Origin of the sequence: uncultured Ruminobacter sp., assembly GCA_902764345.1 — a bacterium.
In the GTDB taxonomy this organism is placed as follows: domain Bacteria; phylum Pseudomonadota; class Gammaproteobacteria; order Enterobacterales; family Succinivibrionaceae; genus Ruminobacter.
In genome coordinates this window covers 37,604-59,086 of record CACWVT010000008.1, presented here as the reverse complement: position 1 = coordinate 59,086, position 21,483 = coordinate 37,604, and the positions used below count along the sequence as shown (strand labels likewise).

The 21,483-nt window shown below is 45.8% G+C and carries 18 protein-coding genes and 2 tRNA genes; 12 read left to right on the top strand and 8 right to left on the bottom strand.

From position 1 onward, the window contains the following. The first annotated feature begins 31 nt into the window (after positions 1-31). Together QZU58_RS02845 and QZU58_RS02840 are read left to right on the top strand one after the other, a co-directional pair. On the top strand, positions 32-421 hold the full coding sequence (locus QZU58_RS02845; RefSeq protein ID WP_294461082.1) for a hypothetical protein: 390 nt from the start codon (positions 32-34) through the stop codon (positions 419-421). A 23-nt stretch (positions 422-444) separates the two neighbouring features. After that, entirely contained in the window at positions 445-735 is a 291-nt protein-coding gene (locus QZU58_RS02840) for a hypothetical protein (protein WP_294461084.1), read from the top strand. Between the two features lie 90 nt (positions 736-825). Here QZU58_RS02840 and QZU58_RS02835 read toward each other — a convergent pair whose 3' ends face one another. The 8 genes from QZU58_RS02835 to QZU58_RS02800 form a co-directional block, all read right to left on the bottom strand. Next, complete coding sequence (locus tag QZU58_RS02835) at positions 826-2,034, bottom strand: hypothetical protein (protein ID WP_294494641.1); 1,209 nt, start codon at positions 2,032-2,034, stop codon at positions 826-828. Between the two features lie 117 nt (positions 2,035-2,151). Then, the gene (locus QZU58_RS02830; RefSeq protein WP_294461090.1) at positions 2,152-2,343 is read right to left on the bottom strand and encodes a DUF4250 domain-containing protein; all 192 of its coding nucleotides are present in this window, start codon (positions 2,341-2,343) and stop codon (positions 2,152-2,154) included. 211 nt (positions 2,344-2,554) lie between these two features. Next, positions 2,555-5,296: a preprotein translocase subunit SecA gene (secA, locus tag QZU58_RS02825; RefSeq protein ID WP_294461092.1), complete on the bottom strand. Its 2,742-nt coding sequence runs from the start codon at positions 5,294-5,296 to the stop codon at positions 2,555-2,557. A gap of 425 nt (positions 5,297-5,721) precedes the next feature. Further along, entirely contained in the window at positions 5,722-6,747 is a 1,026-nt protein-coding gene (locus QZU58_RS02820) for a hypothetical protein (RefSeq protein WP_294494638.1), read from the bottom strand. A 179-nt stretch (positions 6,748-6,926) separates the two neighbouring features. Continuing rightward, complete coding sequence (locus QZU58_RS02815; protein ID WP_294494635.1) at positions 6,927-7,310, bottom strand: VOC family protein; 384 nt, start codon at positions 7,308-7,310, stop codon at positions 6,927-6,929. Positions 7,311-7,386: 76 nt separating this feature from the next. Further along, positions 7,387-8,172 (bottom strand): methyltransferase, encoded by a 786-nt coding sequence (locus tag QZU58_RS02810; RefSeq protein ID WP_294494633.1) that lies wholly within the window; start codon positions 8,170-8,172, stop codon positions 7,387-7,389. Positions 8,173-8,329: 157 nt separating this feature from the next. Next, a tRNA-Gly gene (locus QZU58_RS02805) sits at positions 8,330-8,434 on the bottom strand. 21 nt (positions 8,435-8,455) lie between these two features. After that, a tRNA-Gly gene (locus tag QZU58_RS02800) sits at positions 8,456-8,531 on the bottom strand. Between the two features lie 275 nt (positions 8,532-8,806). Between QZU58_RS02800 and rsgA the strand changes: the two genes are divergently transcribed. The 10 genes from rsgA (at position 8,807) to QZU58_RS02750 (ending at position 21,386) form a co-directional block, all read left to right on the top strand. Beyond that, on the top strand, positions 8,807-9,862 hold the full coding sequence (gene rsgA, locus QZU58_RS02795) for a small ribosomal subunit biogenesis GTPase RsgA (RefSeq protein WP_294494630.1): 1,056 nt from the start codon (positions 8,807-8,809) through the stop codon (positions 9,860-9,862). A 1-nt stretch (position 9,863) separates the two neighbouring features. After that, the gene (gene asd, locus QZU58_RS02790; RefSeq protein ID WP_294461103.1) at positions 9,864-10,742 is read left to right on the top strand and encodes an archaetidylserine decarboxylase; all 879 of its coding nucleotides are present in this window, start codon (positions 9,864-9,866) and stop codon (positions 10,740-10,742) included. 441 nt (positions 10,743-11,183) lie between these two features. Beyond that, the gene (frdA, locus tag QZU58_RS02785; protein ID WP_294461106.1) at positions 11,184-12,995 is read left to right on the top strand and encodes a fumarate reductase (quinol) flavoprotein subunit; all 1,812 of its coding nucleotides are present in this window, start codon (positions 11,184-11,186) and stop codon (positions 12,993-12,995) included. Further along, positions 12,995-13,750, top strand: a complete 756-nt coding sequence (locus QZU58_RS02780) for a succinate dehydrogenase/fumarate reductase iron-sulfur subunit (protein WP_294494627.1) — start codon at positions 12,995-12,997, stop codon at positions 13,748-13,750. The genes frdA and QZU58_RS02780 overlap by 1 nt, the downstream gene beginning before the upstream one ends. Further along, on the top strand, positions 13,750-14,157 hold the full coding sequence (locus QZU58_RS02775; protein WP_294461111.1) for a fumarate reductase subunit C: 408 nt from the start codon (positions 13,750-13,752) through the stop codon (positions 14,155-14,157). Before QZU58_RS02780 ends, QZU58_RS02775 begins: the two co-directional genes overlap by 1 nt. Before the next feature lie 13 nt (positions 14,158-14,170). Next, positions 14,171-14,521: a fumarate reductase subunit FrdD gene (gene frdD, locus QZU58_RS02770; RefSeq protein WP_294494624.1), complete on the top strand. Its 351-nt coding sequence runs from the start codon at positions 14,171-14,173 to the stop codon at positions 14,519-14,521. Between the two features lie 284 nt (positions 14,522-14,805). Further along, positions 14,806-16,194, top strand: a complete 1,389-nt coding sequence (locus QZU58_RS02765; protein WP_294494622.1) for a tetratricopeptide repeat protein — start codon at positions 14,806-14,808, stop codon at positions 16,192-16,194. A 1,644-nt stretch (positions 16,195-17,838) separates the two neighbouring features. Beyond that, positions 17,839-18,621 (top strand): PhzF family phenazine biosynthesis protein, encoded by a 783-nt coding sequence (locus QZU58_RS02760; protein ID WP_294494619.1) that lies wholly within the window; start codon positions 17,839-17,841, stop codon positions 18,619-18,621. Between the two features lie 234 nt (positions 18,622-18,855). Further along, on the top strand, positions 18,856-20,520 hold the full coding sequence (gene ettA / locus QZU58_RS02755) for an energy-dependent translational throttle protein EttA (protein WP_294460576.1): 1,665 nt from the start codon (positions 18,856-18,858) through the stop codon (positions 20,518-20,520). Between the two features lie 191 nt (positions 20,521-20,711). Further along, positions 20,712-21,386, top strand: coding sequence for a tetratricopeptide repeat protein (locus tag QZU58_RS02750; protein WP_294494616.1), 675 nt, complete (start codon positions 20,712-20,714; stop codon positions 21,384-21,386). The last annotated feature ends 97 nt before the right edge of the window (positions 21,387-21,483 follow it).

Here is a 21,483-nt window from a genome sequence, read left to right as displayed (position 1 = left end):
CGGTCAAACATCTAAAAATGAGGTACCCAAAATGAATACCGATGAACTCAGTCTTAAGCTCGGCACAGCCATTGCCGAAGCGGTTGCAGTTTCAGCTTTAAATCTAAGTATTGACATCGGCATCATGGCACTGTGTGCCGCGTCATCAACCAACTACAAAAATGATAATATTACCGGCAGCAAACACCTGTGTGCAGATGATGGCAAGACCACCATTCACGAAAACAATACCTCAGCCAGCAAAACTGAGGAAAGTCTTGCCAAAGATGAGGTTGAGGCACAAAAAGGTGCTGTGAAGGCATCAGAAACCGAAGGTAACGCCTCAACTGCAAATGCCAATGCTCTTGATGCCGATGCCAAAGCCGTAGGTACCCAGGCCGGTGCCCTGAATACCGATACCAAAGCCCTGAATATTGAATAGCCGCAACGACAAGGAGGTGAATTATGCCAACCCCGATAGCAACAATTGCCAACCTTACAGCCACCGGTGACGTCATTGCAGGCCCGGGAGCTCCCATAAGGCTGGTCAAGGGACTGCCTGCCGCATGCATCGGCGATGCAGTTGCCGGAGCCGTATGCGTGGGAGTAATTTCAGCAACCACCGCTGTTACGAGACTGCGGGCAGGACGTCCGGTAGCTAACATAGGTTCTGTGGTAACCGGAGTAAATCCCGTTACAGGCATTCCGGTCGTCACCGCTGTTGCGGTATGTCCTAACATCAACAGAATTGTATAATCTTAGGCAGACTGCCGTCTCATGGATATAAACGTTACGGAAAACGGAATAACATTCTCCGTAGCGGTTACACGCCTGCAGGCTTAGGTTCTACTCCGACAGAAACCTGTACAGGTTGGAAAGCCTGCTGAGGCTCTCCTTACTGCCGTTTTTTTCAGCCTCTGCGGTGGCATATTCAAGTTCCGATACCATGGCATTTCTGGCAGCGTTTATTCTGGAGGAAACTATATCCCTGTATACTTCCTCATAACCAATCGGGAACGGATACTCCTCAAGGTACAGATAATCAAGCATGGCCGTACGAAGCGGTCCTGACACCTTTTCCACATATGCGGAAACCTCAGAAGCTCCGAGAAAGACTCTTCCTGAAGGTACAAGCCCCGTGAGACAACGGAGTTTTTCGTCGGTTACGGCTGACGTGTCATCAGAATCGCCGTTTTTAAGAAGCTCACCGAGTTCCGACATAAGTTTTTCATGCTCAGGCGTATCGGAATTACAGTAAGGCAGAGCCTCGGCAAATCTCCTTTTAATGGACTCAAAATCAGTCCCGAGAGACTGTGCCACGGCACCGTTAATTGCCGAGCTTACGGTATAGCACACCGAGCCGTTAAGCGGGAGTACGCACGGCTTCACTTCTTTTGATATGTCCATTCCAAGAATATAGTCCCGGGTCACCATTACGGGGGTGATTATACGAAAGCCGTCTTCGGTGATTCCCAGTACAATTCTGCCGGAGGACTCAGCCGTGCCGAGAACCATATCCCTTTTCACAAAGTAGCTGAGAAGCTTCGGCGCTTTCCCGTAGAGGTCGGCAAATACCCTGTACATGCACCCTATGTACCTGTTTTCCGCAAAGCCCAGCTCCGAACAGAGCTTCTTGATGTTGCACCAGGCCTTCGGATAATAAATGTTTTTTAAGGTTACTGCGGCATGCAGTATGCTTTTAAATGAGGAAACTGTTTTATCTCTTAAAACATCAGTCATCTGGAGACTCACCAGAAGTTCCCTGAACATCTGACATGACTTGGCATTCGAAAAAACCACCTGTTCGTGCTTTTTCAAAATGTCGGCAAGAAGCGGAGCCGCCTCTGAAGGTTTCAGTCCGTGATTTTTAACAGTCTCAATACAGTCACAGTCAAAGGATACCGCAAAGGCGGGAGACGGACATATCCCTGCAGGAGGAGTCACCACGATACGGCTTCTGCCCTCCTCCTCATATGATTCGGCATTGACGGAAACGATGTCCACGCACCATGGATAATTATCACGGTTGTAAGGAAGAAGATGTATCAGAAGCATGTTTTTATACTGCGGTAATTTTAAAAGAGACTAAGATAAAAACCAAATCCCCGGAAAGTCAGCCCGTAATCCGAAAGCCGTTCCTCAGGGATTTTAAATTCGGTTCTCCGGGAAAAACTATTTAAACTGGTTGGTCTGCGGATCGTATTCAAAGCCCGCATCCTTAAGCTTCTTTTCCAGTTCTTCCCTGTTTATTTCATAGGTGGCACAGAAGCTGTCCAGATCATGATCATCAAAATCACGGAGCTTCATGTTAACCATTGAAAGTAAAATGTAAGGATCCATTTTTGATAAATTTTCAAAAGCCATATATAACCTGCCGCAATGTAAGTGGAATCTAAAAACCTGACATGATTATGCCTTCGGGGAGGCATTCCGTATCCGCCCCGTAATCATGAGGCTGTGTCATTATACTATTTTTTACCGTGCGGTTTTTCCTCATGATAAAAAAAACCGTTACTGACATTTTAATCAATAACGGTTTCAAACTCTGATTAGAATTTCTGATTAAGACAGGAAATTATACAAGACGTCCGTGACAGTTCTTGTACTTCTTGCCGCTGCCGCATGGACAAGGATCATTTCTGCCTACCTTGTGGTTAGGATCCGCAAAGGCGGCATTCATTTTTTCAATTTCCTTGGCCTTTGATTCAGCCTCATCGTTAAACTTCTTTTCAGCCTCATCAGCAAGTTCCTGACGCTTCTGTTCCATCTCATCAATTTCCTGAACCTTGATCTGGATGCAGCTTAAAATTCTGATAACCTGATATTTGAAGTTATCAATCATTTCAGAGAACATGCGGAATGATTCAAGCTTGTATTCCTGCTTAGGATTACGCTGAGCATAGCCTCTCAGACCGATACCCTGACGGAGATAGTCCATTGAGGCAAGGTGTTCCTTCCAAAGGGTATCAAGTGACTGAAGCATGATGTTGCGGATAAGCTGTGAAGCTCTTTCATCACCGATGAGCAGCTTCTTTGCCTCAAACACATCCTTGGCTTCATCAACAATCCTGTTACGGATGCCTTCCTCGTCTACCCTGTCACTTTCATCAATCCACTTCTGGATAGGCAGCTCAAGGGCAAATTCATTTTTGAGCTTGTCGGTAAGGCCCTGAACATCCCAGTTCTCACTCATTGAATTTGGAGTGATGAACTCGTTGATTACGGAGTTGTAAACGTCAGAACGGATCAGATCGATACTGCCTTCATCAACCTTACCGTCAAGAAGTGAATTACGTTCCTCGTAAATTACCTTACGCTGTTCGTTGGCAACGTCATCGAATTCAAGAAGACTCTTACGCAGATCGAAGTTTCTGGTTTCAACCTTACGCTGAGCATTTTCAATGGCTCTTGAAACAAGCTTATGACCGATTGGCTCACCTCTTTCAAGACCGAGATGCTTCATTATTGTCTTAAGCTTGTCTGAACCGAATCTTCTCAGAAGATCGTCATCGAGTGACAGGTAGAAACGTGATGAACCTGGGTCGCCCTGACGGCCTGAACGGCCACGGAGCTGATTGTCTATACGACGGGATTCATGACGTTCGGTACCGATGATGTGGAGACCGCCGGCGGCAACCACCGCATCATGACGCTTCTGCCATTCATCCTTAACCTGCTGAATCTGTTCAGGAGTAGGATCGGTAAGAGCAGCCAGATCCGCATCAAGTGAACCGCCGAGAACGATATCGGTACCGCGGCCTGCCATGTTGGTGGCGATGGTTACGGTGCCGGGACGGCCGGCCTGAGCAACAATCTGAGCTTCCTGAGCATGGAACTTGGCGTTAAGAACCTGATGCTTGATGTTAAGCTGAGTCAGATAACGGGACAGCTTTTCTGAGTTTTCAATGGAGATGGTACCAACCAGAACCGGACGTCCCTTACCGATTTCTTCATTGATGTCCTTTACCACAGCTTCAAACTTTTCTTCTTCAGAACCGTAGATAAGATCAATGAGGTCTTCACGAATCATCGGTCTGTTGGTAGGAAGCACCACTGTTCTTAAGTTATAAATCTGCTGGAATTCGTATGCTTCGGTATCAGCGGTACCGGTCATACCGGCAAGCTTTTCGTACATACGGAAGTAGTTCTGGAAGGTAATGGAAGCCAGTGTCTGGTTTTCATGATGAATTTCAACGCCTTCCTTCGCTTCCACTGCCTGATGCAGACCGTCGCTCCATCTGCGGCCCTGCATTGTACGGCCGGTGTGTTCATCAACGATGATAACCTCACCGTCCTTAACGATATAGTCAACATCCTTCTCAAAAAGCACGTGTGCACGAAGTGCCGCCATCACGTGATGAAGCAGGGTAATGCTTGCGCTTGAATAGAGGGTCTGATTTTCCGGAAGGATGCCTTCACGCTGCAGAAGTTCTTCCACATGAATCTGACCGTTTTCGGTAAGATATGCGGACTTGGTCTTCAGGTCACGGGTATAGTCACCGTTTCCGCGGTATTCGTCGGAATCTTCCTTTTCCTGTTCAACAAGTTCAGGAATAATCTTGTTTACGGCAACATAAAGATCGGAACTGTCTTCGGCCGCACCTGAAATAATTAACGGGGTACGGGCCTCATCGATGAGAACGGAGTCAACTTCGTCCACAAGAGCATAGAAAAGAGGTCTCTGAACACGCTGTTCAGGAACATAGGCCATGTTGTCTCTCAGATAGTCGAAACCGAATTCGTTATTGGTACCGTATGTTACGTCGCAGGCGTAAGCGGCTCTCTTGGATTCGGCATCCATACCGGAGATATTGCATCCCACGTGCATGCCGAGGAATTCAAACAGCGGACGACACCAGTCACTGTCACGCTTTGCGAGGTAATCGTTCACGGTAACAACGTGAACGCCCTTTCCGGTAAGTGCGTTCAGGTAAGCAGGAAGAAGTGCGGTGAGGGTCTTACCTTCACCGGTCTTCATTTCGGCGATCTGATTTTCATTAAGAACCATACCGCCCATAATCTGAACATCAAACGGTCTGAGACCGAGAACGCGAAGTGAGGCTTCCCTTACAAGGGCAAAAGCTTCAGGCAGAATGTCATTGAGTGTACTGCCGTACGCTTTTTTACCGTCGGCTTCAAGCTTTAACCCTTCAGCCACACGCTTTTTGTATTCTTCCGTATAGGTTCTGAAATCCTCGTCCTTAAGCTGCTTGAACTGAGGCTCCAGACTGTTAACCTTTGCAACGACCTTATTCAGCTGTTTTACGATACGCTCGTTGCTGCTGCCAAAAATTTTTGTAAGTATTGTTTGAAACATTATTCTAACCAGTTATTCTTTTGTTTTAATTCTTCCGTATACAAACGTTTTATACACATACGGCCCTGTATTTTACAGGAATACATGCTGTTTGTCTTAGCATAATTTGTCAGTAATGGGCCAGCGCACACTTCTATTGACCAGATTTAACGACTGCCTGCCACAAGTGCCTTACGTTCTGAAAATCTGAATGCTATATTTTAAATATGTTATGCTCCGCATTTTTTCAATGACTGACTTTATTCAATTTACAAATATATGTGAGAGATCTCATTTTAAGGACATATAAAAAAAAGAAAAGGAATGAAATATTCTGAAAAATACGGTTCCTGACAGCCCGTCGGCCGTAAAAAAGGAAACGGCCGTTTTACCGGCCATATTTTGAGCGACGTCTCATGCCGTCGTTAACGTTTGCCTGAAACACGTTACATATACCGTTTCAGCTGCTCCTTTATTTTTATCCACATGTAAAGAAGGTACACACTCCCGATCACCCAGCCGAACATCAAGGCAACAATTACAAAAACAGTCAGCATCACCAGTGGGCCACCTTCACTGTTATCCGAACTAACCCCGACACACACAAAAAGAAAGAACACCAGGCCGAAACCGCCGCAAAACAGTCCAAGAACCAGATTCCATACTTTTTTAGCCATCTGAAGGCCTTCCGTACAGTTCACGGCCGAGAAAAATTTTTTAACCTTTGTAACGGCTATGAATGTGCAGATCAAAGCGAACAGTGAAAGAAACATGATAAACATGCCAACTATATGAAGAACAAGGGCCACAACCATAAGGCCGGAACAGTTTCTTGCCTCTGCCGCGGCATTAAACGCCTTCATGCTTCCTGCAGTTCCTGGACCTGCGTAACAAAAGCTTTCACCGTTCTGGGTTCTGCCGTATATGCCATCTCCGTTTTCAAAAGAATCGGAAATATTTACCGATGTCACTACTGTTGTCTGCGGGTTGTTCACACCTCCGTCCGCATTTACGGAAGAGGTGGAAGAAAAGGAAGAAGATGATGATGCGGATGTCGAAGATGAGGATGTTGAAGAAAATGTCGATGTAAAAGTAGAGGAAGAGGTAGAAGAGGAAGAGGTAGAAGAAGATGATGATGTAAAGTCTGTGTTACCGTCACTTCCGTAACTGTTGTCCTTTTCCCCATTGAGATCAGAAAAAGAATCATCAGCTTCCTGATAACTGCGACGCTTTTCCTCCTGACTTCCGGATTCCGTTTTGGCCGCATCAGCAGATGCGTTCATGTTCCCAAAAAGGGATGACTCAGCCCCCGCATCGGCTTTACGTGATTTTGCACGGGTTTCATACTCACCGTCGCCGGAACTGCGTTTGTTATAATCTCCTCTTGATGAATATTTACTGTCATAACCGCCGGACTTTTTTCTGGCAGAACCGGAATCGGTATTGTATTTTCCCATATCCTTGTTATACATAAAACATTCATCCTTCTGAAATCCGAAAACATATTCTCAGATAATAATTTACCTTTGGCCTTTTATCCACAGCAATTGTTTCAATTAGTAATAACAATCTCAATCTTTGACAGTCAGACTGCTGCAATCATGCAATTCAGGAAACGGCAGACCTACACGGTTATCTCCACCTGATTACCCTACACGGTTATCTCCACCTGATTACCCTCCACGGCAACCACACAGCTTTCGTAATATCCGTCTCCGGTGGTTCTTGGGCCGCTTACGACCGTAAATCCGTCATTACGCAGCCGCTCCGTCAGGCTGTCAACAGTCTCCCTGCTGCCGACGGAAAAGGCAATGTGAATAAAACCGGTACGGTAGAGATCGGCAGGACTGTCAGTCATATCAGGCCTCTGCATAATCTCAAGTCTGGCGCCGTCATCAAAGGTAATGAAAAATGATCTGAAGCCGGTACGCGGATTGACATATCCTTCATTTGACCTGCCGTTAAAATACTTCACAAAAAAATCACGGGCCTTTTCAGGATCGTGTACATACATGGCGACATGTTCAATTTTCAAGACAGTTCTCCTTCAGAATCAATACTGTTCACATGATACTTCCGATTACAAATAATATGATCACTTTACGAAACTGTCACTTGAGATACAGTTCCTTTGTGATGTTTCTGAAAAATTCGCTTCTGCTTCCGTCGTCCTCAAGAAGATACCGGTTTTCGGCATCACCGGCTGAGCTTTCATTACATGGAGAAGCTTCCGCATCTGACTGAGACTTTTTGACAAAACAGAGTAACGTGACATACGGTGACTTTTCCTTTTTGGAACTCACCCTCACGCATCTGTGAACAGTAAGCCCATTGTCCAGAGCCGTTCTGACATAATCACTTTCCCTGTCATAAGGGATAATTATGCAGGCCCTGCCGCATTCCGTCATCAGACGGCTTACGGACGCAAACAAATCGGCAGCGGAAAGACTGTCACTGCATCTCGCATTATGTCTTGAAATACTTGACAGCGGCACACTGAAATCGAAATAAGGAGGATTGCAGATGATAAGATCATATATCCCGACACTGTCATGATCGGTCACTTTTTCCGGAATAATGTTTTTTCCTGCGAAAGACTGACCTTCATGTAAACCATTATTACCTGCACCTGTTTTCCGGCAGAAATTTCTGACGTCCGCCTTCATAAGACGCAGCCTGTCGGCGTACGGACTTTCAGAAAAATTAATCCCGGCATCAAAAACCGCACCGTCATCGGAATCTATCGCATCAACGCAGGCTCTCTCGAAAAACTGAGCCGCTATCAGGGCCAGAATGCCGGTTCCCGTGCCGATGTCCAGAATCCTTAACGGATTCTCATTCTGCAGGAGATCTGCCGTCCAGGCACCGAGAAGCACGGCATCCGTGCTCAGTTTCATGCCTGATTTTTCACGTTTTATTGAAAAGGATCTGAAATTAAAAACCTTGGCAGTCATGGATACTTAACATTACATGTAATAACGGAAAACAAAAAAACATTAGCACAGTACGATATACTGCAATATTTAATCATGTATCGGTGATTTTCAGAGATTTTGGAGCGGGAAACGAGGCTCGAACTCGCGACATCAGGGAAACGAGGCTCGAACTCGCGACATCAACCTTGGCAAGGTTGCACTCTACCAACTGAGTTATTCCCGCATCAAACATATGCTGCGATTTTGGAGCGGGAAACGAGGCTCGAACTCGCGACATCAACCTTGGCAAGGTTGCACTCTACCAACTGAGTTATTCCCGCTGAAAAACAGGTGCATTATACCTGTATTTCGGAGTCTTGCAACATTTTTTTGATAAATAATGCAAATTTTCTTTTAAATATACATTTTTTAACCAGACACATTCAAAAAACCGCCGACAATGCCATTCTCAGTATTGAAACACCAAACATGAATGACGGAATAACCGATAATCAGCAATCTTTATCGGCTTTGTTTCCGTTTCCAACACAAAATGAAGTAAAATATTCCGTAAATTAAAGGAAGTTAAATTCATATACAGGATTTACCATAATTAATGGCAAAAAACAAAATAACTGCAAGACAGGCCAGAAACATCAAGGCCAGACACGAACGGTTGCTGAAAACAACGGAAGAGCAGCTGCCTGACGATTCATCTCTCGGTCCGCTTCTTGAAGGAACGGTCATCAGCCGCTACGGCAAACAGGCCGACGTGGAAAACGATGCCGATCTGTCCGTTCACAGATGCTACATCAGAAGAACCGTTGAAGGCCTCACTACTGGAGACAGGGTTCTGTTCAGAATCAGCATAAAGGATGCCGCAGGACAGAATGGTCTTGTGGAAACACTTAAACCACGCTCCAGTCTTCTGAGCCGTCCGGACTATTATGACGGCGTCAAGCCAGTGGCTGCCAACATAACCAGAATACTAATAGTCAGCACCAACCAGCCTGAATTCTCCACAAACATTATTGACAGATATCTTATCGCCTGCATTCACTGCGGCGTAAAACCCGTCATCATTGTAAACAAGAGCGATCTGTTCACTCCGGAGGAAAGAGAGAAAACCGACATCATTCTGGAGACCTACAGAAAAATAGGCTATGAATCGCTGTGGATAAGCACTAGAACCGGAGAAGGCGTTGACAGCCTCAGGGAAATAATCAAAGGTGAAACGACCATTCTCGTAGGTCAGTCCGGCGTGGGGAAATCCTCCATCATAAACACGATTATCCCGGAAGCAAACGCATCCACAAACAGCATATCCGATATTTCGGGACTCGGTCAGCATACCACCACAAGTTCGCGCCTCTACCACCTGCCGGAGAACACTACCATCATTGACTCCCCGGGGATACGTGAATTCGGACTCTGGCACCTGTCTCCTGAAGAGGTTATCAGGGGGTACCCTGAATTTCTGGAAAAAACCCCGTACTGCAAATTCAGGGACTGCAAACATCTCAACGACCCTGGGTGTGCCGTTGTTGAGGCAGTGAAAAATTCTGAAATTGCGGAATTCCGCTTTAACAACTATCACCGTATAATTGAATCAATGCAGCAGAATGCACCATCAAGTTTCAGTTCTCCCGGTAAAAAAACAAGGAAACAGTAAAATGAACGAATCAGTTATGACTCTTATACACCGCCTGACACCGAAATATCTGCTTACCAGACTTGCCGGCGTTCTGGCACGCAACGAACTGGGAGGTCTTACCACCTGGGCCATTACTCAGTTCATCAAAAAATACAAAATTGACATGAGTGAAGCACAGAAGGAGAAGCCGGAGGAATACAAAACCTTTAACGAATTCTTCACCCGTGCACTTAAGGACGGCGCCAGACCGGTATGTCCCGAAGAAAACAGACTGTGCATGCCTGTTGACGGAACCGTTGCGGAATTCGGAGACATAACCTACGGAAGAATCGTGGCAGCCAAAGGCCAGGATTACAGCTTCAGATCCCTTATAGGCGGAAATGACTCGGATGCCGAAGCATTTAATGACGGTAAATTCATATGCATTTACCTGTCCCCTGCCAATTACCACTGTATTCACATGCCGATTGACGGCACCCTCAGAAAAATGGTGTTTGTTCCGGGCAAATACTACAGCGTCAACCCTACCTATGTAAAAACCATCAGTGAACTTTTTACAAAGAATGAAAGAGCAGTCTGTCTTTTTGACACCCCTGCCGGTCCGATGGCCATGGTTCTCGTCGGAGCTACAATTGTAGGCAGCATTTCAACCGAATGGCACGGTGAGGTATCTCCTAACAGACTCAGAGAAGTGACCGTATGGGACTACTCAGACCAGAACATTACCCTCAACAAGGGCGACAGAATGGGTAAATTCTACCTCGGCTCAACCGTAATCCTGCTCTTCGGCCGCGATGCCGTTTCATTTGTTGAAGGCATTGAATCCGGAAAGGCGGTAAAATTCGGCGAACCTCTTGCTGATATCGAAAACGAAAAGAGCGAAACCGAAAACGGCTGAGATAAGTAACGCTGTTAACCGGAAGCAGTCAAACGGACTGCCATAATACGGAATCAGGAACGTAACGGTAAACAAACCGTTACGTTCCTTTTTTACTTCAGCGGATTATCCTGTTCGGAATATGCCGTTCTTTCTGACATCTCCCAAAATTTCCGTCCGTGATGACGGCCGTTACGGCATGTCCTACTGCTTTTTAAAACACTAAAAACCGTGAACCGTCAGCATGTCCACGGCTGTACGGAGATTCTTCCGGACATGCACCAAAAAGTGTCATAAAACCCGCACGCAGTCCGCATTAGCGGGAATTAATTTACTTGAAAAAAAGTGAGAATTTTTAGCTGATTTTTGATAGAATATCAGACAGCATGTCAGTTTAAAAAAACTGTCTTATTTTTTTCCCTTTTTTACTTTTTTAATTTTGTACCTTTTTAGGAGAATAACGTGGAGATTATTAAGACCGACGTCGCCATAGTTGGTGCGGGTGGTACTGGTCTCAGAGCAGCCATTGCTGTTGCTGAACAGGATCCTACCACCAAGATTGCACTGATTTCCAAGGTATACCCAATGCGCAGCCACACCGTGGCCGCAGAAGGTGGTGCTGCTGGTGTAATTGGTGAAGACGATACCCTTGAAAAGCATTTTGAAGACACCGTTGCCGGTGGTGATTGGTTGTGCGAACAGGATGTTGTTGACTACTTCGTGGCTCACACCACTGAAGAACTGTTCCAGCTCGAACACTGGGGCTGCCCATGGAGCAGAAAGCCGGACGGCCGTGTTAACGTACGTCGTTTCGGCGGTATGAAAGTACCTCGCACCTGGTTTGCTGCCGACAAGTCAGGCTTCCACATGCTCCACACCTTATTCCAGACCTCCATCAAGTATCCTTCAATCCAGCGTTTCGACGAACACTTCGTTCTCGACCTTCTGGAAGAAGACGGTCAGATCAAGGGTGTTGTAACCTATGACATTCAGAACGGTGTATGCCGCACCATCATTGCCAAGTCAGTTATTCTGGCTACCGGCGGTGCAGGCCGTGCATACAGCTTCAACACCAACGGCGGTATCGTAACCGGCGACGGTATGGCTCTTGCTTATCGTCACGGCGTACCTTTACGCGACATGGAATTCGTTCAGTACCACCCTACCGGTCTTCTCGGTTGCGGCGTATTAATGACCGAAGGCTGCCGCGGTGAAGGCGGTATCCTCGTAAACAAGGACGGCTACCGTTACCTCCAGGACTACGGTCTCGGCCCTGAAACCCCTGTAGGACAGCCAAAGAACAAGTACATGGAACTTGGTCCTCGTGACCGCGTTTCACAGGCATTCTGGAACGAACAGAAGAAGGGCAGAACCATCAAGACTCCGTTAGGCGATGCCGTTCACCTCGACCTGAGACACTTAGGCCGTGACTACCTCCATGAACGTCTCCCACTCATCTGTGAACTCGCCATGGCTTACGCCGGCGTGGATCCTGCAGAATCTCCTGTACCTATCCGTCCGGTAGTTCACTACACCATGGGTGGTATCGAAACCGACGGTAAGACCGCAACCCGCAAGCCGGGCTTATACGCAGCAGGTGAATGTGCTTCCGTAGGTATTCACGGTGCAAACCGTCTCGGTTCAAACTCACTCGTTGAAACCATCGTATTCGGTAAGGTTGCAGGTATCGAAGCTGCAAACTACGCTAAGAGCGTTCAGTTCGGTAATGAAGCAAACCTCACCAAGCAGGCTGAAGAAATTGTTCTCAAGGCAACCAGACTGTTTGAAGACAGCACCGGCACCGAAAGCTGTTCAAAGATTCGTCATGAAATGGGCGACTCAATGGAAGAAGGCGTTGGTATCTACCGTGAAGAAGAATCAATGCAGAAGACCATTGATACCCTCAAGGCTCTTCAGAAGCGTTACAAGAACATCAAGATCAAGGATACTTCAGGCCGTGTATTCAACACTGAATTCCTTAACGCCATCGAACTTGGTTACACTCTTGATGTTGCCGAATGTATGGCTAACTCAGCCATCAACCGTAAGGAATCACGCGGTTCTCACCAGCGTCTTGACGGTCCGGACGGCGCATACAAGAAGCGTGACGACGTAAACTTCTTAAAGCACACTCTCGCATTCAAGAACGGCGACGATGTTCCAACCATCAGCTACAGCGATGTTAAGATCACCCGCTTCAAGCCTGCAGAACGTGTATACGGCGCAGCTGCGGAAGATGCTGAAAAGAAGAGACAACAGGAGGCAGCCAAGTAATGTCAGAAAATCAGATCATGAAAATTTCTGTTTCACGTTATCGCCCTGAAACAGATAAAGAACCGTATCTTCAGGATTTCGAAGTTCCTTACAGAAAGGAAACCTCTTTACTTGAAGCTCTCAACTACATCAAGGACTTCCTGGAACCTGAACTCAGCTTCCGCTGGTCATGCCGTATGGCCGTTTGCGGTTCCTGCGGTATGATGGTTAACGGTGTACCTAAGCTTGCCTGTAAGACCTTCTTAAGAGATTACGCCGGTAAGTCAATGAAGATTGAACCGCTGGCCAACTTCCCTATCGAACGCGACCTGGTTGTTGATATTTCAGACTTTATCGAAAAGCTTGAACGTATCAAGCCTTACATCATCCCATCTAAGGAAGATGAAAACAAGCCTTTAACCGAAGGTTATATTCAGACTCCTCAGCAGATGACCAGCTACCTCCAGTTCGCTCAGTGTATCAACTGCGGTATCTGCTATGCAGCATGCCCACAGTACAAGCTGAACAAGAACTTCATCGGACCTGCTGCCTTAACTCTGGCTTATCGTTACAACATCGACAGCCGTGACGCAGGTGCTGCAGAACGTATGAAGCTCTTAAGCCTTGATGAAGGTGTTTGGAGCTGTACTTTCGTTGGTTACTGTTCACAGGTATGTCCAAAGCACGTTGACCCTGCCTCAGCAATTCAGCTCGGCAAGAAGGCAAGTGCCATCGACTATGTAATTAAGATGTTCAAGCCAGGTGAGGAAGAATAATGGAAAACAATGTAAAGTCATATCGTAAGCCATACGTTCGTCCTGTAAAGGCTAACTGGTGGACCGATCGCGGTTTCTATATCGCTTATATGATTCGTGAAGCTACCGCTGTATTAGCTGTTGTAGTTGCTCTTGAACTTTTGGTTTTAAGCTGCATGTCACAGGAATCAATCGTTGCATTCCTGAAGAATCCTTTAGTGATTTTAGTAAACATTCTGTCTTTAGCTTCAGTTATGTACCACACCATTACATGGTTCAATCTGATGCCTAAGGCTGTTCGCATGTTTGCAACCAAGAAGCCTACCGACACCAAGCTCATTCCTGCTAAGCTTATCATTTCAGCAGAATGGATCGGTGCGGCTGTTGCCTTTGCGGTTATCGTTGTAGCCTGTGTTTGTTTAGTGTAAAGGAGAGCCATAAATGTCTACTCGTCGTTCAGATGAACCAATTTACTGGGGTTTGTTCGGTTTTGGCGGTATGGTTATCGCTTTTGCATTACCTGCAATCTTAACCCTTATGATTCTTCAGGGCTTTGGTGTTGACTGCTTTAAGCTCGCTGCCATTGCTAAGACCTGGTGGGGTGCCGGTGCTTTATTCGTAATCGTATCAGCATCCATGTGGCACGGTTTCCACAGAATTTATCATGGTCTCCATGATCTGTGCATTCACACTACCCGTGTTCATCACTATGTTCTCTACGGTCTGGCTGTCATCTTCTCTCTTGCTGCGTTAGTTATCTACGCTTCAAAGTTCTTCGGATGGTGTGCTTAATACCTGATGTGAATCAAGTAAATTAGCTTCAAAGGCCTGAGCAGTGCTCAGGCCTTTCTTTTTAAGGCAGCAAGGGAAACGGTAAGACTTATTCTTTTTCACCTCCCCTCACGGCAGTAGTTTTTTATAAAAACGGATATCTGATATAATGCCGCCGAAAAATAAGCAGGCCTTCCACATAAACATGACAAGTCCACGGCAGGAAGAATCACATGGATGATTACGGCAGTTCAAAATCTAAAAACACTGAAAGGAAGAATCGGAAAGAGACCTCCGGATTATCCATGCCTTTCAAGAAAATCCTCGTAATATGTCTGCTGACTTCAGCCGCTGCCGCATGTATCGGTCTGACCGCTTACGCCTGTTCAAGCCTTCAGAAGACATATGTAAAAAGCACAATCAGGAAAAAAACTGATGAAATCCTTCATGAACTTGAAAAATGCGTTTATGACCGTAAAACCGTTAATGCTTCGCTGTGCAGAAACGGCGGCAGATCATTAAACTCCTTCTTTCCTTCTGCCGAAGATTACGGCGGTTTGTTCATTGAAGGCATCAGGGTATCGGGTTTTGACACTGGAACAGAAATAACCCGAAACACAGACATAGCCGCAATAGAAATAAGAATCAGGGAATCAGTTTTTTATCCGGCCTCAATCATTCATTATGCCGTACAGATAACCCAGGATCAGAAATTTATTATTCATGAGGAAGGTTCAGACAGGTACATAAGACATTTTGAAAGTGCCGACGGCAAATCACGTTCTCTGTCTCCGGAAGAAGACAGTGCGGATAAATTCTGGAATATACCGCCCTATCGTGACATTGCCGAAGCCGACACTTCCGAAAAAATCAGACTGCTGAAAGCTCTGCCGGAGGATGAATACGGAAGGACTGAAGTTCTGCTTGCCGGTATCCTTTATGATAATGGTGATTCCGATACTGCCGTTAACCTGTACCGGACGGCCGCCGCAAAGGGAAGTCGCGCGGCACTGTATCAGCTTGCACTTATTTATCTTAACGGCACCGGTGACATGAATGATTCCGCAAAAGGTATTTCATATCTGACCGAGGCTGCGGAACACGGCAGCAACGAAGCACTTAATCATCTGGGAACCCTGCTGACTGACGGAACTCTGATTCCCGAAAATCATGACATGGCAGCCGAATATTTCCGAAAGGCTGCAGACAACGGCTCGGCAGAAGGCTTTTACAATCTCGGAAAATCCATTATAAACGGAGCGAATACGGGCTTAACGTCCGGTGCGGAAATAAAAAGTGCCTGCTCCGCCTTCAGATCCGCATATGAACTTCATTATGAGAAGCATGACATATACGCATATCTCGGAGACTGTCTCATCAGTCAGGACTCTGACATAATCGGGGCCCACAGGCTTTACCGCAAGGGAGTACAGCTCAACCAGCCTCTTTCACTGGTGAAAACCGCCAACCTGCTGACACTTGCAGACCCGACAGACAGAGAAAGCTTTAAGGAAGCCGAAGAGCTTCTGCTGAGAGCCGTAGCCCTGCGTCATCCTGAGGCCTACGGCAATCTCAGCCGTCTTTATTTTCTTAACGGCAGAATGGATGAAGCCGAACGTTATGCTCTTGAAGGCTCGCGGCTTCATGATTCCGGGTCAGCCGACATCCTGAACAAAATACGCGCCGTGCGCTGACTTCAGACTCATACCTATGCGTAAAACAGGCTTCATTCCCCTGTAAACGCACTCTGTCACCGGTTATTCTTCCGCCAAATTCACGTTATTCCGGACGCATATAAGGGAAAAACCGGGTTTACCGCCATGTATCCTCCCCCTTCATGTCACCATGCAGATCAGATTATCCGCTTCTGACATCTCACACCACTATTTTATGTAAAACTTTCATGATTATGAAAGTTTATTACATTATCAAAATTAACATTTTGCTTACCAAACACTCTAATTTTAGATATCAATCTCATATTTTTAGGGTTTTATAAAAAATACGCATGCCTATGAAAATATTTTCATGCAAATGTAAATGTTTTCATGAAACTTTTTGAAAGTTTTTTAATGTTTTTACTTGTAAAACGTGATTATTATCACTATCATATACTCAAGAGCTAAGGAAAAGAGCTCGAAAAAAAAGATAACAGATATGAGGAAATAAAAAATGAGATACTTTTTAAAGAAGAATGAAAACAATGCTTACGCTCCGGTAACCCGTGAATATCACTTCAGTTACGTTAAGTAAGACATAACACCGAATCATCGTCAACGACATCCAGGAAGGAAAATAAAATGAGATACTTTTTAAAGAACAGTGAAAGCAAGACATACGCTCCAGTAACCCGTGAATATTACTTCAGCTACGTCAAGTAAAGTAAGGTAAGTCAACCGGAAGTTTTTGTTAACTAACAGTGAGGTATTAAAAATGAGATACTTTATGAAGAAGAATGAAAACAATGCTTACGCTCCAGTAACCCGTGAATATCACTTCAGTTACGTTAAGTAAGCTTAGGTCATCAGACGGTTTTTGTTAACACACAGAGAGGTATTTAAAATGAGATACTTTATGAAGAAGAATGAAAGCAACGCTTACGCACCTGTAACCCGTGAATATCACTTCAGTTACGTTAAGTAAGCCGTAAGAACCGGAAGTTTTTGTTAACACAGAGAGGTATTTAAAATGAGATACTTTATGAAGAAGAATGAAGGCAGCGCTTACGCTCCCGTAACTCGTGAATACCACTTCAGTTACGTTAAGTAAGACTACCCATCAGGTTTGAGATTCCTGAACAAAAATCCCGAGAAACCCAAAATCAGAATTATAAGTCGCGGGGCTAATGTATGGTTCATACATGTTGTACAGGCAATACCGGCGTGCTTAAACAGAATTCCTAAAGCACAGCAAATAAGCACCCGGTATTAAGCTAATGAATTTAATATTGAGGTATTTGCTATGATTTCATTGAACAAGACAAATTCAAGACCTGAAATACCACTCCCGAGTGAGTCTTCAGGCAAAAGAAATCCAACTCCAAAAATCTAACCGAATCGGAACCGTCCCTCTCTTATTAAAGTTGGTTAAGAGAGGGACTTGTGTTTTTGAATATTACCTTTTCCAATTATCAATGTACTGTTACCTTACGGGACACATGTCTGATATCTCCGGTGAAACGTGAATAAGACACAATGAAAAAGCTTTATTCACATACGAAGACATACATTCCGTAATGAAACATATCAATAAATCAACTGCCAAAACGACATAAATCTTGAAGGCTCCCAATCTGCGTTTTATATTGTACATAAGCGTTACCCTAACAGGAGATTACCATGAAGCAGTTTGTCGTTGATGCATTTACCGAACACCTGTTCAACGGCAATCAGGCCGCCGTGTGCGTAATGAATGACTGGCCGGATGATGCGCTGATGCAGAATATTGCAACTGAGAACAATTTTTCCGAAACCGCATTTGCCGTAAAGGAGGGCACCTCCTACCGTTTACGCTGGTTCACTCCGGGCGGAGAAATTGATTTCTGCGGTCATGCCACTCTCGGCACTTCATTTGTCATTCTTAACTATCAGGAAAAATTCAGTTCATCGGTAACATTCACCTCCATGGTCGGTGAACTTACGGTAAAACGTAACGGCGACATCTATGAAATGGATTTTCCGGCATATAACCTCAAAAAAATCCCCGTAACCGACGAAATGACGGCGGCTCTTGGCGTCACACCGCTTGAAGCGTACATAGACAGGGATCTTCTTCTTGTTCTTCCTGATGCCAAATCAGTCAGAAACCTTACACCGGATCTTCACAGACTGAATCAGCTAGATGGATTGTTAACAGCTGTTACGGCTCCATCGGACTGCAGTGAATATGACTGCGTAAGCAGGGTTTTCGCACCTAAGCTGAATATTCCGGAAGACCCGGTAACCGGAAGTACCCACTGCATGATTACTCCGTATTGGTGTTCACGTTTCGGAAGAAAGGAACTCACCTGTTTTCAGGCATCAAAAAGATCCGGCGTTCTGTACACCGGAATCCGTGGCAACAGGGTAAAGATTGCAGGCAAGGCCGTACTTTATTCGGAAGAAAATCTTTTTGTGGAATAACCTTTCGGGCAATAAATTCTCCATTTTTCAAAGCGGGGTGCGCATGGCAGCAAAAACGCACCCCGCTTTATTATTTGTCAAAAAGACGGTTGTTCACAATCATCACATCTTTCAGCATTCCCTTCATGAGTTAACGGCTTCATGTATGTCAATAAGACTCATACGATATGGAGGAAAAAAGCTCTTTATGGTAAAATACGCTCAAAATTTCATTAACCAACCCATAGGAAAAATATGGCACAATTCATCTATACAATGAACCGCGTAGGCAAGATCGTACCGCCTAAGCGACACATTTTAAAAGATATTTCCCTATCGTTTTTCCCAGGTGCCAAAATCGGTGTTCTGGGTCTTAACGGTGCCGGTAAATCCACCCTTTTAAAAATCATGGCCGGTATCGATACCGACATTGAAGGTGAAGCCCGTCCTCAGCCGGGAATTAAAATCGGTTATCTTCCTCAGGAACCGCAGCTCGATCCTGAAAAAACAGTAAAAGAAACAGTAGAAGAAGCTCTCGGTGACGTAAAGAGAGCACTTACCCGTCTTGACGAAGTTTATGCGGCTTATGCCGATCCTGATGCCGATTTTGATGCATTGGCGGCTGAACAGGCTGAACTCGAAGCAATTATTCAGGCCGGAGACGGACACAATATCGACAACCAGATCGAACAGGCTGCCGACGCTCTGAGACTTCCTGATCCGGATGCCAAAATCAAGGTTCTTTCAGGTGGTGAAAGAAGACGTGTGGCCTTATGCCGTCTTCTTCTTGAACATCCTGACATGCTGCTTCTTGACGAACCTACAAACCATCTTGATGCCGAATCCGTAGCATGGCTGGAAAACTTCCTCAACCAGTACTCCGGCACCGTTGTAGCCATTACCCACGACCGTTACTTCCTTGATAACGTAGCAGGCTGGATTCTGGAACTTGACCGCGGCGAAGGTATTCCTTGGGAAGGCAACTACTCTTCATGGCTGGAACAGAAGGAAGCCCGTCTTGCCCATGAACAGGCAAGCGAAAATGCCCGTCAGAAGTCAATTCAGAAGGAACTTGAATGGGTTAGACAGTCTCCTAAGGGCAGACACGCAAAATCAAAGGCCCGTCTGGCCCGCTTTGAAGAACTCAACAGCGTTGACTACCAGAAGCGTAATGAAACCAACGAACTGTTCATTCCGCCTGGACCAAGACTCGGCGACAAGGTTCTCGAGGTTACCAACCTCACCAAGGGCTATGAAGGCAGAACACTCATCAATGATCTGAGCTTCACCGTACCTAAGGGAGCCATTGTCGGTATCATCGGTGCCAACGGTGCCGGTAAGTCCACCCTGTTCAGAATGATCACCGGCAGCGAAAAGCCGGACTCAGGTACCATCACCCTCGGTGAAACCGTGGTTGTGGCTGACGTGGGTCAGTTCCGCGACAGCATGGACAACAAAAAGACCGTTTACGAGGAAATCTCTCAGGGACAGGACATTCTCCGCATCGGCAACTATGAAATCCCAAGCCGTGCCTACATTGGCCGCTTCAACTTCAAGGGTACCGATCAGCAGAAGCGTGTCGGTGACCTGTCAGGCGGTGAAAGAGGCAGACTGCATCTTGCCAAGCTGTTACAGGCCGGCGGTAACCTTCTGCTCCTCGACGAACCTACCAATGACCTGGACGTTGAAACCCTGCGTGCTCTGGAAAACGCTCTTCTGGAATTCCCGGGATCCGCAATGGTAATATCACACGACAGATGGTTCCTTGACCGTATTGCCACCCACATTCTGGACTATCAGGATGACGGCAAGATCACCTTCTTCGACGGTAACTTTACCGAATATGAAGAATGGAAGGTTAAGACCTATGGTGAAGAAGCTGTTAAGCCTCACCGCAGAAAGTTCAGAAACATTGCCTAATGCGATGACTCATCCGCTTTATTAAACTCAAAAACCTGAATGCTCCGGCATTCAGGTTTTTTTATGCCCAAATCCCGGCAATCTTGCACGGTACCGGCAAAATGTGATTTAATGCTTTTACGTCAGCGGTTACGGTTTTCCGTACGGACCGACGTACAATGCGTTTACCAAAACACCTGAGAAACACTTAAATGAACGACAAAAAACATCTTGTGCTCGTGATGTCATTTCTGGCAGCACTCATATCACCTGCCTTTGGCGTAAACGCCCTCGCCAAAGAACACGCTCCTGCCGAAGAAGTCTGTAACGACGTTAGTGAGTGTCTTGCGAAAGCTAAAGACCTCATTGATAAAAATGATTACAAAGGAGCCTTACCTTACAATGAATCCGGGTGCAGACATGATGACGCCAAAAGTTGTTTTCTGCTTGGACTTCAGTACGAAACAGGCCGGGGAACAGTACAAAACTACGGCATGGCTGAATCATACCACGAAAAATCCTGTAATATGAATTATGCCCCGGCCTGCATAAACATCGGATACATGTACGCTCAGGGCAATGGCGTCAGCAGGGATTTGTCCACTGCGGCAAACTATTTTGAAAAGGCCTGCTCCCTTAACGACGGCAAAGGCTGTGACAATCTGGCACAGTATTATTTCGAGACAAAGGATACGGATAAAATTTTACATTATGCCGAAAAAGCCTGCGGACTGAATAATGACAAAGGCTGCCTTAAAGTCGCCGTCACATACAAGTACGGTCTCGGAACGGCAAAGGACAATGCCAGAGCCCGGGAATATTTCGCTAAGGCCTGCAGATTAGGAAATCAGTCCGGCTGTAAAGGAGCGAACGAGACCGGCAGGTAACCCAGGGGTTTAATGCCGTTACCCGTCCGGAACTGAGAAAAGTTTAAAAAGTTATTCACACATAAAAAAGTGTCATACCTTCCGGTATGACACTTTT

What these genes read in the sequence shown, in the direction of transcription:
- QZU58_RS02830 (WP_294461090.1), bottom strand. Translation starts at nt 2,343, where the DNA reads ATGGCTTTTGAAAATTTATCAAAAATGGATCCTTACATTTTACTTTCA.
- QZU58_RS02780 (WP_294494627.1), top strand. Translation starts at nt 12,995, where the DNA reads ATGTCAGAAAATCAGATCATGAAAATTTCTGTTTCACGTTATCGCCCT.
- QZU58_RS02840 (WP_294461084.1), top strand. Translation starts at nt 445, where the DNA reads ATGCCAACCCCGATAGCAACAATTGCCAACCTTACAGCCACCGGTGAC.
- rsgA (WP_294494630.1), top strand. Translation starts at nt 8,807, where the DNA reads ATGGCAAAAAACAAAATAACTGCAAGACAGGCCAGAAACATCAAGGCC.
- QZU58_RS02760 (WP_294494619.1), top strand. Translation starts at nt 17,839, where the DNA reads ATGAAGCAGTTTGTCGTTGATGCATTTACCGAACACCTGTTCAACGGC.
- QZU58_RS02810 (WP_294494633.1), bottom strand. Translation starts at nt 8,172, where the DNA reads ATGAAACTGAGCACGGATGCCGTGCTTCTCGGTGCCTGGACGGCAGAT.
- QZU58_RS02775 (WP_294461111.1), top strand. Translation starts at nt 13,750, where the DNA reads ATGGAAAACAATGTAAAGTCATATCGTAAGCCATACGTTCGTCCTGTA.
- ettA (WP_294460576.1), top strand. Translation starts at nt 18,856, where the DNA reads ATGGCACAATTCATCTATACAATGAACCGCGTAGGCAAGATCGTACCG.
- QZU58_RS02765 (WP_294494622.1), top strand. Translation starts at nt 14,806, where the DNA reads ATGCCTTTCAAGAAAATCCTCGTAATATGTCTGCTGACTTCAGCCGCT.
- secA (WP_294461092.1), bottom strand. Translation starts at nt 5,296, where the DNA reads ATGTTTCAAACAATACTTACAAAAATTTTTGGCAGCAGCAACGAGCGT.
- asd (WP_294461103.1), top strand. Translation starts at nt 9,864, where the DNA reads ATGAACGAATCAGTTATGACTCTTATACACCGCCTGACACCGAAATAT.
- QZU58_RS02750 (WP_294494616.1), top strand. Translation starts at nt 20,712, where the DNA reads ATGAACGACAAAAAACATCTTGTGCTCGTGATGTCATTTCTGGCAGCA.
- QZU58_RS02820 (WP_294494638.1), bottom strand. Translation starts at nt 6,747, where the DNA reads ATGTATAACAAGGATATGGGAAAATACAATACCGATTCCGGTTCTGCC.
- QZU58_RS02845 (WP_294461082.1), top strand. Translation starts at nt 32, where the DNA reads ATGAATACCGATGAACTCAGTCTTAAGCTCGGCACAGCCATTGCCGAA.
- QZU58_RS02835 (WP_294494641.1), bottom strand. Translation starts at nt 2,034, where the DNA reads ATGCTTCTGATACATCTTCTTCCTTACAACCGTGATAATTATCCATGG.
- frdD (WP_294494624.1), top strand. Translation starts at nt 14,171, where the DNA reads ATGTCTACTCGTCGTTCAGATGAACCAATTTACTGGGGTTTGTTCGGT.